The organism is Bacillus sp. CPT56D-587-MTF (genome assembly GCF_058792335.1).
In genome coordinates, this window is record NZ_JBYTEF010000001.1 from 5035001 (window position 1) to 5049650 (window position 14650).

General features: G+C 38.3%; 21 protein-coding genes and 1 rRNA gene (1 of these 22 only partly in view). 2 read left to right on the forward strand and 20 right to left on the reverse strand.

Annotated elements, in window-relative coordinates; translation table 11 throughout:
* Both AC3WVZ_RS26120 and AC3WVZ_RS26125 read right to left on the reverse strand, forming a co-directional pair.
* Positions 1-489, reverse strand: a 16S ribosomal RNA gene (locus AC3WVZ_RS26120); it reaches 1063 nt to the left of the window's first position.
* A gap of 223 nt (positions 490-712) precedes the next feature.
* The gene (locus tag AC3WVZ_RS26125; protein ID WP_000901147.1) at positions 713-931 is read right to left on the reverse strand and encodes a hypothetical protein; all 219 of its coding nucleotides are present in this window, start codon (positions 929-931) and stop codon (positions 713-715) included.
* Positions 932-1101: 170 nt separating this feature from the next.
* On the opposite strand from AC3WVZ_RS26125, the gene pdaB reads away from it, so the two are divergent.
* Positions 1102-1866, forward strand: coding sequence for a polysaccharide deacetylase family sporulation protein PdaB (gene pdaB / locus AC3WVZ_RS26130; protein WP_000464703.1), 765 nt, complete (start codon positions 1102-1104; stop codon positions 1864-1866).
* 117 nt (positions 1867-1983) lie between these two features.
* On the opposite strand, the gene kbaA is transcribed toward pdaB, so the two are convergent.
* On the reverse strand, positions 1984-2595 hold the full coding sequence (gene kbaA, locus AC3WVZ_RS26135) for a KinB signaling pathway activation protein KbaA (RefSeq protein WP_001088527.1): 612 nt from the start codon (positions 2593-2595) through the stop codon (positions 1984-1986).
* Between the two features lie 139 nt (positions 2596-2734).
* Here kbaA and gerD point away from each other — a divergent pair, with 139 nt between their 5' ends.
* Positions 2735-3352, forward strand: coding sequence for a spore germination lipoprotein GerD (gerD, locus tag AC3WVZ_RS26140; RefSeq protein ID WP_000827295.1), 618 nt, complete (start codon positions 2735-2737; stop codon positions 3350-3352).
* A gap of 171 nt (positions 3353-3523) precedes the next feature.
* On the opposite strand, the gene AC3WVZ_RS26145 is transcribed toward gerD, so the two are convergent.
* The 17 genes from AC3WVZ_RS26145 to AC3WVZ_RS26225 form a co-directional block, all read right to left on the reverse strand.
* Positions 3524-4591: an Mrp/NBP35 family ATP-binding protein gene (locus AC3WVZ_RS26145; protein WP_000256628.1), complete on the reverse strand. Its 1068-nt coding sequence runs from the start codon at positions 4589-4591 to the stop codon at positions 3524-3526.
* Positions 4592-4735: 144 nt separating this feature from the next.
* Complete coding sequence (cwlD, locus tag AC3WVZ_RS26150; protein ID WP_000822439.1) at positions 4736-5449, reverse strand: N-acetylmuramoyl-L-alanine amidase CwlD; 714 nt, start codon at positions 5447-5449, stop codon at positions 4736-4738.
* 66 nt (positions 5450-5515) lie between these two features.
* On the reverse strand, positions 5516-5944 hold the full coding sequence (locus AC3WVZ_RS26155) for a DUF2521 family protein (protein ID WP_001101005.1): 429 nt from the start codon (positions 5942-5944) through the stop codon (positions 5516-5518).
* A gap of 162 nt (positions 5945-6106) precedes the next feature.
* The gene (gene rpsI, locus AC3WVZ_RS26160) at positions 6107-6499 is read right to left on the reverse strand and encodes a 30S ribosomal protein S9 (RefSeq protein WP_000079986.1); all 393 of its coding nucleotides are present in this window, start codon (positions 6497-6499) and stop codon (positions 6107-6109) included.
* Positions 6500-6520: 21 nt separating this feature from the next.
* Entirely contained in the window at positions 6521-6958 is a 438-nt protein-coding gene (gene rplM, locus AC3WVZ_RS26165) for a 50S ribosomal protein L13 (protein ID WP_001260793.1), read from the reverse strand.
* A gap of 152 nt (positions 6959-7110) precedes the next feature.
* Positions 7111-7854, reverse strand: coding sequence for a tRNA pseudouridine(38-40) synthase TruA (gene truA, locus AC3WVZ_RS26170; RefSeq protein ID WP_002164804.1), 744 nt, complete (start codon positions 7852-7854; stop codon positions 7111-7113).
* 14 nt (positions 7855-7868) lie between these two features.
* A complete protein-coding gene (locus AC3WVZ_RS26175; RefSeq protein ID WP_001186526.1) occupies positions 7869-8663 on the reverse strand; it encodes an energy-coupling factor transporter transmembrane component T family protein in 795 nt (264 codons plus the stop codon).
* Entirely contained in the window at positions 8651-9532 is an 882-nt protein-coding gene (locus AC3WVZ_RS26180; RefSeq protein WP_000406535.1) for an energy-coupling factor ABC transporter ATP-binding protein, read from the reverse strand. The genes AC3WVZ_RS26175 and AC3WVZ_RS26180 overlap by 13 nt, the downstream gene beginning before the upstream one ends.
* Positions 9508-10350: an energy-coupling factor ABC transporter ATP-binding protein gene (locus tag AC3WVZ_RS26185; protein ID WP_000711757.1), complete on the reverse strand. Its 843-nt coding sequence runs from the start codon at positions 10348-10350 to the stop codon at positions 9508-9510. The genes AC3WVZ_RS26180 and AC3WVZ_RS26185 overlap by 25 nt, the downstream gene beginning before the upstream one ends.
* Positions 10351-10453: 103 nt before the next feature.
* Positions 10454-10816 (reverse strand): 50S ribosomal protein L17, encoded by a 363-nt coding sequence (gene rplQ, locus AC3WVZ_RS26190; RefSeq protein WP_000331490.1) that lies wholly within the window; start codon positions 10814-10816, stop codon positions 10454-10456.
* A gap of 35 nt (positions 10817-10851) precedes the next feature.
* Entirely contained in the window at positions 10852-11796 is a 945-nt protein-coding gene (locus tag AC3WVZ_RS26195) for a DNA-directed RNA polymerase subunit alpha (RefSeq protein WP_000569643.1), read from the reverse strand.
* A 180-nt stretch (positions 11797-11976) separates the two neighbouring features.
* Positions 11977-12366 (reverse strand): 30S ribosomal protein S11, encoded by a 390-nt coding sequence (gene rpsK / locus AC3WVZ_RS26200; protein ID WP_000101798.1) that lies wholly within the window; start codon positions 12364-12366, stop codon positions 11977-11979.
* Between the two features lie 24 nt (positions 12367-12390).
* The gene (rpsM, locus tag AC3WVZ_RS26205; RefSeq protein ID WP_000090788.1) at positions 12391-12756 is read right to left on the reverse strand and encodes a 30S ribosomal protein S13; all 366 of its coding nucleotides are present in this window, start codon (positions 12754-12756) and stop codon (positions 12391-12393) included.
* A gap of 21 nt (positions 12757-12777) precedes the next feature.
* Positions 12778-12891 (reverse strand): 50S ribosomal protein L36, encoded by a 114-nt coding sequence (gene rpmJ, locus AC3WVZ_RS26210; protein WP_000868344.1) that lies wholly within the window; start codon positions 12889-12891, stop codon positions 12778-12780.
* A gap of 35 nt (positions 12892-12926) precedes the next feature.
* Positions 12927-13145 carry a translation initiation factor IF-1 gene (gene infA, locus AC3WVZ_RS26215; RefSeq protein WP_001029884.1) on the reverse strand — a complete coding sequence of 73 codons (219 nt, stop codon included), beginning with the start codon at positions 13143-13145 and terminating at the stop codon, positions 12927-12929.
* 68 nt (positions 13146-13213) lie between these two features.
* Positions 13214-13960, reverse strand: coding sequence for a type I methionyl aminopeptidase (gene map / locus AC3WVZ_RS26220; RefSeq protein ID WP_233935643.1), 747 nt, complete (start codon positions 13958-13960; stop codon positions 13214-13216).
* Positions 13960-14610 carry an adenylate kinase gene (locus tag AC3WVZ_RS26225; RefSeq protein WP_001048989.1) on the reverse strand — a complete coding sequence of 217 codons (651 nt, stop codon included), beginning with the start codon at positions 14608-14610 and terminating at the stop codon, positions 13960-13962. Before AC3WVZ_RS26225 ends, map begins: the two co-directional genes overlap by 1 nt.
* Positions 14611-14650: the final 40 nt, after the last annotated feature.

The following is a 14650-nucleotide window of genomic DNA, read 5'->3' on the forward strand; positions in this document are numbered from 1 at the left end:
AAGGTGCCAGCTTATTCAACTAGCACTTGTTCTTCCCTAACAACAGAGTTTTACGACCCGAAAGCCTTCATCACTCACGCGGCGTTGCTCCGTCAGACTTTCGTCCATTGCGGAAGATTCCCTACTGCTGCCTCCCGTAGGAGTCTGGGCCGTGTCTCAGTCCCAGTGTGGCCGATCACCCTCTCAGGTCGGCTACGCATCGTTGCCTTGGTGAGCCGTTACCTCACCAACTAGCTAATGCGACGCGGGTCCATCCATAAGTGACAGCCGAAGCCGCCTTTCAATTTCGAACCATGCGGTTCAAAATGTTATCCGGTATTAGCCCCGGTTTCCCGGAGTTATCCCAGTCTTATGGGCAGGTTACCCACGTGTTACTCACCCGTCCGCCGCTAACTTCATAAGAGCAAGCTCTCAATCCATTCGCTCGACTTGCATGTATTAGGCACGCCGCCAGCGTTCATCCTGAGCCAGGATCAAACTCTCCAATAAAGTTAGTTTGTCTAGCATCTAAAATAAAAATTGACGTTTCACGTTGTTTGTTTCGTTCAGTTTTCAAAGAACTACTTGGTCGCTCATTTGCGACTTCCTTATGTTAACATTTTCGTTTTTCGATGTCAACTAAGTTTTTTAATTTATTTTTGTCGTTTTCTGCGTTTCCACATCAGCGACGGTTATTAATTTAACATATACAAACTATTAACGTCAACACTTTTTAATAAAAAATTCTTTTTCTTACATAACGAATACATTCTTCTGTGTTAGCTACTCTCCGGAATAAACAGAAAATGATTTTATATCTTTCTTCCATAGCTTTTTTTACAACTTCATGAATACGCTCATCTTCAAAATCAAATAAAAGTTCCTCTAATTCTCTCTTCAATATGTATTCCATTTCTTTTCTCTCTTCTTTTGTCAACATCAGCCCAAGCAAACAATCACCTCAATAATTCCTTACGCAACAATAAACGTTCCGCTCATTTTCAATTATCACAATCCTATCATCCATTATATCCACTACTTACGATATTAATCCTTTGTTCTCTTTTTTATATTTCCAGCATATATGTAACTGAAAAGGATTGGACAAAGGGGCGTAATATTATGTTTTTCTTTTTTATTACGAGTAAGAGAAATTTTAAACACATTAGCTTAATAGTGATACTGTCCTTATTTACAGCATGGCTACTCTTTTTAAAAACATATTCACATGAATCTGCTTTTTCAACTGCTACAGGCCCTAAAGTAATTTACAAAGGAGACACCGCTAAAAAGCAAGTTGCATTTACGTTTGATATTAGTTGGGGAGACAAAAAAGCAATTCCAATCCTAGATACTCTTAAAGAAAAAGAAATTAAGAATGCAACCTTCTTCCTTTCTGCTGCATGGGCCGAAAGACACCCCGATATTGTAGAGCGAATCATGAAAGATGGACACGAAATCGGTAGTATGGGGTACAATTACACATCCTATACTTCTCTAGAGACAAATGAAATAAGACGAGACCTTTTACGAGCACAAGATGTTTTTACGAAACTTGGTGTAAAACAAGTCAAGCTGTTACGTCCACCTAGTGGCGAATTTAACAAAGCAACCCTTAAAATCGCAGAATCACTTGGATACACCGTCGTGCATTGGAGTAATAATTCAAACGATTGGAAAAACCCAGGTGTAAATAACATCGTTTCCACTGTCTCTAATAATTTGAAAGGTGGAGATATCGTGTTATTACACGCATCCGATTCTGCCCTTCAAACAAATAGAGCTTTACCGCTGCTCCTGCAAAAAATAAAAAGTGATGGATATGAGCAAATATCCGTTTCACAACTTATTTCCAACACAAGTACGAAAAGTGAAGATGTGAAGTAGCTTCTTCCCTACTACTCTTCACGCATAAAAAGCTCTACTACCTTTCAAGAAGGTAGTAGAGCTTTTTTAATCATACCATTTACAACATTATAACTGATGTTGTATAAAACCTCTCTATTAAGCTGATTTACTTGTTTTTCCGATTAAACGATGTAATACAAGTAATTGATATGCATTACATAACAATAGCGGTATAACCATTAAATATAACCAATCTGTATCATTAATCCGAAGCGCCGGTACCCATTCAAGGATCGTTACAACAACCATAAAGAACAGAGCTGGCACAAATGCTTTTTTATTTGTTTCTTTACTTTTTACATAAGCAACAATTGCTCCAAACACAAATAACATTCCAGCAACAAGTATATTATTCCCTAACGAGACTTCCCCATTTGCAATAAGTACAGATCTTAAATACACAAAATCAAATAATACGAATGCAATAAAGAAGAGCTGGACTGCATTCCATAAAGAAGATGAGCGAAACATCCCTAGTCCAAAACGGTGGATTGTTAAATATGCAAAGAATCCCATTTGACTTATAACACTAAAAATAAATCCTACACCCATCAGCCAGAAAGATACTGCTAAAATCTCCTTACCGTCGAAATTTTGAAAAAATTTATTGTACTTGTCCCACTCCAAAACAAAACCAATAATAACTGTGCTAATCCCACCAAGAAACAACGTCGTTAAAAATAGTCGTACCCACTTGCGGCTATTCACAACACATCCCCCATTATCCTTATATTTCTAATTAAATTGTATCAATGACAATTTCAAAAAGCTAGCCATGTTCATGTATAAATTCCTTAAAGATATTTATATTAAAAAGAGAGAACTGTGCTGAAAGGAGTTCCAACTTATGAAACGGATGCTATTCATTTTCGTTTCTTCTTTTCTACTTATCGCACTTGCAGCATGCGCACAAGGAAAAGAAACGAAATCCGAACTAGATTACGATCAAACAAAGAAAATGATTGTTGATATTTTAAAAACAGATCAAGGTAAGAAAGCTATTCAAGATGTATTAACTGATGAAAAAATGAAACAAGCACTCATACTAGATGAAACAGTAGTAAAGAAAACGATTGAAGATGCCATGGTATCCGATAAAGGGCAACAATTCTGGGAAAAGCTCTTTAAAGATCCTGAGTTCTCATCAAAATTTGCTAAAAGTATGGGGAAAGAACAAACTCAATTAATGAAAACCTTATTAAAAGACCCTGAATACCAAGCAGGCGTTATAGAAATTATGAAAAATCCTGAAGTAGAAAAAATGATGTTACAAACAATGAAGAGTAAAGAATACCGTCAATATCTACAACAAGTACTAACAGAAACTGCTGAAAGTCCACTCTTCCAAGCCAAGATGATTGATATCATTAGTAAAGGTGTGCAAAAAGCTGAAAAAGGCGGATCTGGTAAGAAAGAAGCAGGCGGTGACGGTGGTTCTCAAGGCGAGAAGAAGGAAGAACAGTAAAAAATAATAACTATAATAACGAGTGGACAATTTATATATTGTCCACTCGTTATTACTTTATCTTGCTATTAACAGACAAAATGGACCCCTCTAATTAAACGAAAGGTTTACTAGCAACAAAAGCCTTATTGTTGTCAGTAACAGGTGAACCCCACTGATTAAAGTTTCACTTTATTTTTGTGTAACAGCTGTTTTATCAATTACTGTTTCAGCTATTTTACTATAAATAATGCCCGTTGTATGTGTATCTTCATATACTGAAGGAGCAAAGTCTTCTTTATTCCAATCGGGTTGTTGCAGTGGAATACGACCAAGAACATTCGTTTGTAATTCGGTAGCTAACTTATCTCCCCCGCCTTTTCCAAATACATATTCTTTCTCACCAGTTACCTTACTTTCAAAATATGCCATATTCTCAACAACACCAAGAATACTATGTTCAGTGCGCAATGCCATCGCTCCAGCACGCGCTGCTACAAACGCAGCTGTTGGATGAGGCGTCGTTACAATAATCTCTTTGCAAGATGGCAACATTGAGTGCACATCTAACGCAACATCACCTGTGCCTGGTGGCAAATCTAGTACTAAATAATCTAAATCGCCCCATTCTACTTCTGTGAAGAAGTGGTTTAACATTTTCCCAAGCATAGGTCCTCTCCAAATAACTGGTGCATTATCCTCTACAAAGAAGCCCATTGAGATTACCTTTACACCTAAACGTTCCACCGGAATTATCTTGTCACCTCTTACGATAGGACGTTTTTCTATCCCCATCATGTCTGGCACACTAAAACCGTAAATGTCCGCATCAATAATACCAACTTTTTTTCCTAAACGAGCTAAAGCAACTGCAAGGTTAACGGAAACAGTTGATTTTCCCACGCCACCTTTTCCACTCGCTACTGCTAAGAATGTTGTTTTTGAATTAGGTGACAATAAAGATTCACTTTGCTCTTCTTCTTGTTCCGGTGCAAACTGAGCCAATTCCTCTTCTGTAAATTCTGCAAAACGAAGTCCAACTGTTGCTGCCCCAAGTTCTTTTACTAACTTTACAATTCCAGACTGCAACTGCATTTGTTCCGCTGTACCGGTTTTTACGATTGCAATTTTAACACTCACATGTTCCTTCTCTGGCTTGACTGTTACCTCTTTAATTGCACTTGTTTCTTTTAATGTTTTATGTAAAAACGGATCTACAATCCCTTCTAACGCTTCAACCACTTGCTCTTTCGTTACCATAATTAGCCCAGCCCCCTGTATGAAAAATAACGTAATGTTAATTGAATTTATCTCTGCGTATTCTTGAAATAAATGCGTTTACATTTCCAGTATAACATATTTTCCGAAAACTTCGTTAACGAGAGAAGCTCAAAAAAATCCTCCTTATTCTGGAGGATTTCCTTTTTCCGTGAAATAACGTAATATACCACGGTATATTGCAGCTGCTACCTTTTGCTGATATTTCTCCGAATTTAACATATACCTTTCGTTCACATTCGATAAAAAGCCGGCTTCAATTAAAGCACCTGGTGTTTTAGAATACTTTAATAAATACACATGCGAAATTGTCTTAGCAGAACGATTCGTGTTCTCTAAACTTGTTCTCAATTCAGCCTGTATAAATTTTGCAGCACGTTCATTTTCAATCGAAGAGCGGTAATAGAACGTTTGTGCGCCTTTCGATCCACTACTAGTTAAAGCATTTAAATGAATACTTGCAAAAAAGTCTACATCAGGTTTATTGATGATTTCTACACGTTTTTTTAAATCCTCTGCTTTACGTCTACTATATGACTTTGTATCTTTGTTAGCTAAATCATAATCTCCCTCACGCGTTAAAATAACTAGTGCACCTTGTTCTTGTAAATAGTCTTGTACCTTTTTTGTAATTTCAAGCGTAATATCCTTTTCTATAATATCCTTTCCACCAACAGCCCCTCCATCTGGTCCACCATGCCCAGCATCTAATACAATTACTTTCCCTGATAAGGGTAAATTCCAAGCTCGCCACGATTTTGTAATTTGAAATTCTTGCTTGACTAAAAAAAACAATACAACCGCAGCGAGTGCAAAAGAGATAATTCGAATTCTCTTCATACCTTTCCTCCTCCAGCTAGTCCCTCTAATTACTTATATGGGACAAGAGGAAAGTTTATGCTTGTCTTAATGAAGCTTTAATCGATATCTTCTTTCACCTTTTTCATACCCTTCTTGCCACCACAATCCTATAAACTGCTGACAAGATTCAAAAAGTAATTCCTCATCTTTCAACTTTATTTCTCGCATAGTCATACTCGTTAAAAATTGAAATAGCGTTTCAGTTAATTGTTGTTCTTCTTCTAAAGCTCTATATTTCACATCAAAAAACGATTCACCATAATAACCAAATTTACTGTATCTCGCTCCTAATAAATAAGATTCTATCCCTAATTCAATACAGTAATCTTCATACTGACGATGAAGCTCTTGCATTTGAAAGGCATCACGAATATTTGAACGCAATGTTTTTAATGATAATTCCCGCAACATCTTCCGCTCGTATTTTAACTGCTTTTCTTTTTGTTTTTCTTGTAAGCTGACAATGACATTCATAGTACTTATAAACCTCCCTAATACGTATTAGTCTAAACTTCTAAAGAAGAAGCATACGCGCGGCGGTAGCACTAAAATATTCCAAGCTATAAAAATTGCAAAAGAGGAATGAAACATAAAAAAACCCCAACCAAAATGGTTGGGGTTTGTAGTTCGCAAAAATTAACGTTTTGAGAACTGAGGTGCACGACGTGCGCCTTTAAGACCGTATTTTTTACGCTCTTTCATACGTGCGTCACGAGTTAATAGACCTGCACGTTTTAGTGTTAGACGGTATTCTGGATCAGCTTTTAATAAAGCGCGAGAAATACCGTGACGAATAGCACCAGCTTGACCAGTGTATCCACCACCATTTACGTTTACAAGTACATCGTAGTTACCTAAAGTTTCTGTTGCAACTAGAGGTTGTTTCACTACTTCACGTAATGCAGCAAATGGGATATAGTTTTCAAAATCACGACCGTTAATGATAACGCGTCCTTCGCCTGGAACTAGGCGTACGCGCGCTACTGAACTCTTACGACGTCCAGTGCCATAGTATTGAACCTGTGCCAAAGTAAGCCCTCCTTTAATTAATTATCCGCGAAGTTCGTAAACTTCTGGTTTTTGTGCTTGGTGTGGATGCTCTGCTCCAGCATACACGTTAAGTTTCTTAGAAACTTGACGGCCTAAGCGTCCTTTTGGAAGCATGCCTTTAATTGCAAGCTCTAACATTTGTACAGGGTAGTTTGTACGCATTTCAAGAGCTGTTCTTTGCTTAAGTCCACCTGGGTGGTTAGTGTGACGGTAGTAAATTTTATCGTTTAATTTATTACCTGTTAAATGAATTTTCTCAGCGTTAATAATAATTACATGATCACCCGTGTCAACGTGTGGTGTAAATGTAGGTTTGTTTTTACCACGTAAAATGGATGCTACTTCACTAGCAAGGCGACCTAAAGTTTGACCTTCAGCATCAACCACATACCATTTACGCTCAACTTCGTTAGCTTTTGCCATAAAAGTCGTACGCATGTGTTTCCCTCCTCGTTATCTTTTCCATAGAAAAAATCTATTGTTTATCTTAAACACGATTTCCTTCCGGGGCTAATCGTGGTTTTAGAAACAATACCATATGTTATGATATACTTTTGAGTTTCTAATGTCAAGCAAATGTTACACCAGGATTAGTTGTTATAGTTTACCTCCCATAAGTAAAGCCCATGACCTGGAGCCATCTTTCCAGCAAACTGACGATTTTGTTTCGCTAAAATCTCTGGAATGCTATCAGGATCAAGCTTTCCTTGCCCTACGCTAAGTAACGTACCAACAATAATTCTGACCATATTATATAAAAATCCATTACCTACAAAACGAAAAATTATTTCATCATCTTGTTCAATTAACTCGATTTCATAAATTGTTCGCACTTTATCTTTTTTGTCAGTTTTTGCCGAACAAAAAGAAGTAAAATCATGCGTTCCAATAAAATAAGGAATTGCTTTTCTTATAGAGTTGATTTCGAGCGGGTATGGATATTGATATACGTAATTTCTACGGAATACATCCGCAGTCTTTGATAATAATACACGATAACGATATTCTTTTTTCTCAACACCGTAACGTGCATGAAATTCTTCTGTTTTTTTCTCTACTTGCCTAATAACAATATCATCTGGCAACATTGTGTTTAAAGCATTACTCCATTGCCACTCTTCAAGAGACAAAGGAGTATCAAAGTGTATTACTTGTCCTTTTGCATGAACTGTAGAATCTGTTCTACCAGATGCCTGAACACGAACAAGTTCTCCCTTATGCAATTTCTGCAATGCTTTTTCTATCTCCTGTTGAACAGTACGATGGTTCGGCTGAATTTGATAACCACAAAAATGCATGCCATCATATGCAACCGTACATTTTATTCTATCCATTTCTCTATTCTCCATTACGATCGCACCCATGCCAAAATACAAGCTAAACAAAATAAGCTGACAATCGTTACTGTATCGCTTGTTTTCCAGCGTAGTTGCCTAAATTTAGTACGTCCTTCACCACTTTGATATCCACGAGCTTCCATCGCAATGGCTAAGTCCTCTGCACGCTTAAAAGCACTGATAAACAGAGGAACGAGCAGTGAAATAATAGCTTTCATTCTATCTTTTATCGGTCCCCCGGCAAAATCAATACCACGTGACGCTTGTGCTTTCATTATTTTACTCGTTTCATCCATTAATGTCGGGATAAAACGAAGAGAAATTGACATCATTAATGCGATTTCATGAACAGGAACCTTTATACGCTTCAACGGCTTTAATAACGTCTCCAAACCATCTGTAATTTCAATAGGTGTCGTCGTTAACGTTAATAATGTCGTCATTAAAATAATAACGAAGAATCGTACAGAAATGTATATCCCTTGCTCTAATCCTTTTTCATATATCGAAAACCAACCAAGCTGGAATAGTACATCCCCCTCTTTATTTGTAAAAATATGCAGGAAAAATGTAAAAAGAAAAATCCATAAAATTGGTTTTAAGCCCGAAAGTACATAACGAATCGGCACTTTTGCAAAAAATAAAGCAATGAGTGCATATAAAAATAAAAATCCATATGAAATCGCATTATTTGCTAAGAAAACAACAAATACATATAAAAAGACAATCAGCAGCTTCGTACGTGGATCAAGTTGATGAATAAGTGAATTCCCCGGGATATATCTCCCAATAATCAACTGCTGCATGATTCATGACCACCTTTTCGTAACACCTGCACAACTTCATGAGTAAGATCCTCTAAAGATAAGGTAGCCTTTGGAATTGAAATACCAAACTTCTCTTCAATTGCACGTTTATACTTTAATGACATAGGAAGATCCACACCAATTTTCTCTAGTTCATCAGCATGTGAAAATACTTCCTCTGCACTTCCTTGCAAAAAGACCGTTCCTTTATGCATAACTACAATCTGCTCCGCATACTGAGCAGCATCCTCCATATTATGCGTTACAAGGATGACTGTAAGACCCTTCTCCTTGTGCAGCTTATAAAACATCTCCATAAGTTCGTTCTGCCCTTTTGGATCTAGTCCTGCTGTAGGTTCATCTAATACAAGCACTTCAGGTTCCATTGCCAGTACACCCGCTATAGCAACACGTCTCATTTGTCCACCACTTAATTCGAACGGAGAACGTGTTAACAGTTCTGGTTCTAGCCCTACAAGTTCAATTGCCTTTCTAGCCTTTTGCCTTGCTTCGTCTACAGATACTCCAAAATTAGTAGGGCCGAAACAAATATCTTTCTCCACAGTCTCTTCAAACAACTGATGTTCTGGAAATTGAAAGACAACCCCTACTTTTTTACGTAGTGGCTTTAGCTTTTTTTCTTTCTTTCCTGCCGAAATCAAATGTTCACCAATTTGAACTGTACCATTTGTCGGCTGCAATAAACCATTTAAATGTTGAATCATCGTCGACTTTCCTGAACCAGTATGACCGATAATGGCATAATAGCCCCCACTTGGAAACGACACGTCTACATCATAAAGTGCGCGTCTTTCAAATGGAGTTTTATATTGATAACGATGTTCTACTTTTTGGAATGTAATCTCCAAAGTTCGTTCACCAAGCTTTCCATTGTAAGATGCGTATTTTGCAAGAGAATTTCATTTCTTTTTAATAATTCTGCTATTTTCACCGAAAACGGTACATCTAAGCCAATTTCTTGGAGCATATGAGAGGATTTGAAAATTTTTTCTGGAGTCCCTTCCTCTAATATTTCTCCCTTATTTAAAATAATGACACGATCTGACTGTGCCGCTTCTTCTAAATCGTGCGTAATTGATAACACGGTAATACCTTTTTGAGTAACAAGTTGTCTAACCGTTTCTACTACTTCACGTCTCCCTTGAGGGTCTAACATTGACGTTGCTTCATCTAATATTAAAATAGATGGTTGAAGTGCTAAAACGCCTGCTATTGCCACTCGCTGCTTTTGCCCACCAGATAAGGAATGAGGCTCATCATTAAGAAAATCTTCCATACGGACAAGTTGCAAGGCCTGTTCTAATCTTTCAATCATTTGTTCTCTTGGCATTCCGATATTCTCCAAGCCAAATACAACATCATCTTGCACTGTCGTTCCAACAAATTGATTATCTGGATTTTGAAATACCATTCCAATTTGTTTTCGAACATCCCATACCGTTTCCTCTGATAAAACCATTGTATCATTTACTGTAATAGTCCCTGCTTCTGGCAAAAACAAACCATTCAATAATTTTGCAAGTGTAGACTTTCCTGAACCGTTTTGTCCAATAATAGATACCCATTCTCCCTCATATAAGGAAAATGAAACATCTTTTAATGCATAAGTGGCTGCCCCAGGATATTGAAATGATATATTTTCTATCCGAAGTTTCTCTTTTTTCAATAGAAGGCACCCTTTCCTTCGCCAAGTTAGCCTATTTTTATATTTAAAAAAAAGGGCCATGACCAGTTTCTTGAAAAGAACTGTCCTGCCCTTTTAATTATCATTATACTAACTCGATAATTACCATTGGTGCTGCGTCTCCGCGACGTGGACCAATTTTTGCAATACGAGTGTATCCGCCTTGGCGCTCAGCATAGCGTGGAGCTACATCAGCGAATAGTTTTTGAAGTGCATCTTGACCAGTCTCAGCGTTAGCTACTTCATTGCGAATGAAAGCTGCTGCTTGACGACGAGCATGAAGATCTCCGCGTTTACCTAAAGTGATCATTTTTTCCACTACAGAACGAAGTTCTTTTGCACGAGTTTCTGTCGTTTGGATGCGCTCGTTGATAATTAAATCAGTAGCTAAATCACGTAACATAGCTTTACGTTGCGCACTTGTACGGCCTAATTTTCTGTATGCCATTCGTAGTTCCCTCCTTTGTTGATGGGTTTAAATCCTCAGTCGTCTTTACGTAAACCTAAACCTAATTCCTCAAGTTTATGTTTAACTTCTTCTAAGGATTTACGTCCTAAGTTACGAACTTTCATCATATCTTCTTCTGTTTTGTTCGCAAGCTCTTGTACAGTATTAATTCCTGCACGTTTTAGGCAATTATAAGAACGAACAGAAAGGTCTAGTTCTTCGATAGTCATCTCAAGAACTTTCTCTTTTTGATCTTCTTCCTTCTCGACCATAATCTCAGCATTTTGTGCTTCATCAGTTAAACCAACAAAGATATTTAAATGCTCAGTTAAGATTTTGGCACCTAAAGAGATAGCTTCTTTTGGCCCGATGCTTCCATCCGTCCATACATCAAGCGTAAGCTTATCATAATTAGCCACTTGTCCGACACGTGTCTTTTCCACTTGGTAAGTCACACGTGATACTGGAGTATAAATAGAATCAATAGGAATTACTCCTATTGGTTGATCTTCGCTTTTATTTGCATCAGCTGGCGTATACCCACGGCCACGCTTTGCAGTTAAACGCACGCGGAAATGCGCATCTTTTGCTAACGTTGCAATGTGTAAATCTGGATTTAAGATTTCTACATCACTATCGTGAGTAATATCAGCAGCTGTGACAATACCTTCGCCCTGTACATCAATTTCCAACGTCTTCTCTTCTTCAGAGTAGATTTTAAGAGCTAACTTTTTCAAGTTTAAGATGATCGTCGTAACGTCTTCTACTACGCCCTCAACTGTTGAAAATTCATGTAATACGCCATCGATTTGGATAGCAGTAACAGCGGCACCAGGGAGTGAGGATAAAAGAATACGACGTAAGGAGTTACCCAAAGTAGTACCATATCCACGCTCAAGCGGTTCAATTACGAATTTACCATATTTAGCATCTTCGTTAAGTTCAACCGTTTCGATTTTCGGCTTTTCGATTTCAATCATTAACTAAACCCTCCTTCAAAACGTCGAAACCCCGGTTAAACAAAGGTATAACCCCTGTCTAACCGAAAGTCCCCCTTAGGCAGTTCCCGATTGTGCACAACAAGCGATGTTTCTGTACGAAATTTCTCGATAATGCATCATATCCATTATAGACAAAAGGGAAAATTCTATACAGAAAAATTACACACGACGACGTTTTGGTGGACGACATCCATTATGAGGAACTGGAGTAACATCTCTAATTGCTGTTACTTCTAGACCTGCAGCTTGAAGAGCACGAATTGCAGCTTCACGACCAGCACCAGGACCTTTAACAGTAACCTCTAAAGTTTTTAAACCGTGTTCCATTGCAGCTTTAGCAGCAGTTTCAGCAGCCATTTGCGCAGCGAATGGAGTAGATTTACGAGATCCACGGAAACCAAGTGCACCAGCACTAGACCAAGAAAGTGCGTTACCGTGAGTATCTGTAAGTGTTACGATTGTGTTGTTGAAAGTAGAACGAATATGAGCTATACCAGCTTCAATATTCTTTTTCACACGTTTTTTACGAGTGTTTGTTTTACGTGCCATTGTTAGTTCAACCTCCTTTACTTATTATTTCTTTTTATTTGCTACTGTACGACGTGGACCTTTACGTGTACGAGCATTGTTTTTAGAGTTTTGACCACGAACTGGTAAACCACGACGGTGACGAAGACCACGGTAAGAACCGATCTCCATTAGACGTTTGATGTTAAGAGATACTTCACGACGAAGGTCTCCCTCAACTTTAATACGATCGATGATATCACGGATACGTCCTAATTCGTCTTCCGTTAAATCACGAACTCGTGTTTCTTCAGAAATACCTGCTTCAGCAAGAATTTTTTCAGCAGTTGTGCGACCAATGCCGAATACGTAAGTTAAAGAAATAACAACGCGTTTGTCTCGAGGAATATCTACACCTGCGATACGTGCCATTACGAATGCACCTCCTTCTGATTAACCTTGTTTTTGTTTATGTTTAGGGTTTTCACAAATAACCATTACTTTTCCACGTCTACGAATAACTTTACATTTTTCGCAGATTGGTTTAACTGACGGTCTTACTTTCATGTCTCGAACCTCCTTAAAGATTACGGAGTGCTATATTATTTAAAACGGTACGTAATACGACCACGATTTAAATCGTACGGAGATAATTCTACCGTAACTTTGTCTCCTGGTAAAATACGAATGAAGTTCATACGGATTTTACCAGAAACGTGAGCCAATACGACATGCCCATTCTCTAATTCTACTTTGAACATAGCATTTGGCAACGTTTCAAGAACGGTACCTTCGACTTCAATTACATCATCTTTAGCCATTCAATAGTTCTCCCTTCTTCAAATCAGTAACATTTTACACTGCTCTGAAATCCCGGAGAGCCAGCTACTTATAAAGTGGTAAGGATTTCGTATCCTGCTTCTGTAAGAGCAATCGTGTGCTCAAAATGGGCACACCATTTACCATCTACCGTTACCACTGTCCAGTCATCAGATAGTGTTTTTACATATCGTCTTCCTTGATTCACCATCGGCTCAACACAGATGACCATTCCCGGCTTTAATCTAGGGCCTCTATTTGGTGGACCATAGTGCGGGATTTGAGGGTCCTCATGTAAGTCTTGCCCGATTCCGTGACCAACATACTCCCTAACGATCGAGAATCCATTCTCTTCAGCATGGGTTTGAACCGCATGTGAGATATTTGATAATCTCTCGCCTGGTTTTACTTGTTCTAGACCAAGATACAACGATTTTTCTGTGACATCAAGTAGCTTTTGAACAGATTCAGAAATGTTTCCAACTGGATACGTCCATGCAGAATCTCCATGGTACCCATTGTATTTCGCACTAATATCGATACTGATGATATCGCCCTCTTTGAGCTTGCGCTTCCCTGGAATTCCGTGTACAAGCTCTTCATTTACAGAAGCACATATGCTCCCCGGAAATCCGTTGTATCCTTTAAAAGATGGCGTAGCACCATATTTTTGAATCGTCTTTTCCGCTATTTGATCGAGCTCTTTCGTTGTAATTCCTGGAGTAATGTGCTGTTTCAACTCTTGATGAGTCAAAGCAACGATCCTGCCAGCTTCTCGCATGATTTCTATCTCGCGAGGAGTTTTGCAGATTATCATTACGCTAAGCCTCCGATGAGAACATCGATATCAGCAAATACTTTATTGATATCTTGCTCACCATTAATGCTTTGTAAGTAACCAAGCTCTTCGTAGAAATCAAGCAAAGGTTTTGTTTGCTTAATATTTACATCTAAACGATTTGCTACAGTTTCTTCATTGTCATCAGAGCGTTGATATAATTCGCCACCACATTTATCGCACACATCAGCTTTTGCTGGTGGATTGAATTCTAAGTGGTAAGTCGCACCGCACTCTTTACAAATGCGACGGCCTGTAAGGCGTTTTAATAACAACCCTGAATCCACATTAATGTTTAAAACATAGTCGATTTTTTTGCCAAGATCTTTCATAATTTCTTCAAGAGCTGATGCTTGTGCAACAGTTCGTGGGAAACCGTCTAGTAAGAAACCTCTTACGCAGTCGTCTTGACTTAAACGTTCACGAACGATTCCGATTGTAACTTCATCTGGAACAAGTGCACCTTTATCAATAAAAGATTTTGCTTGTAGACCCATTTCAGTTTCAGCCTTCATAGCTGCACGGAACATGTCTCCTGTTGAAATGTGAGGGATGTTATACTTGGCAACAATCTGTTCGGCTTGTGTACCTTTACCAGCACCAGGAAGCCCCATTAAAATTAAGTTCATCCTTGTTCCCCCTCAGAGTACATGAGCATGTAGGGAAGAC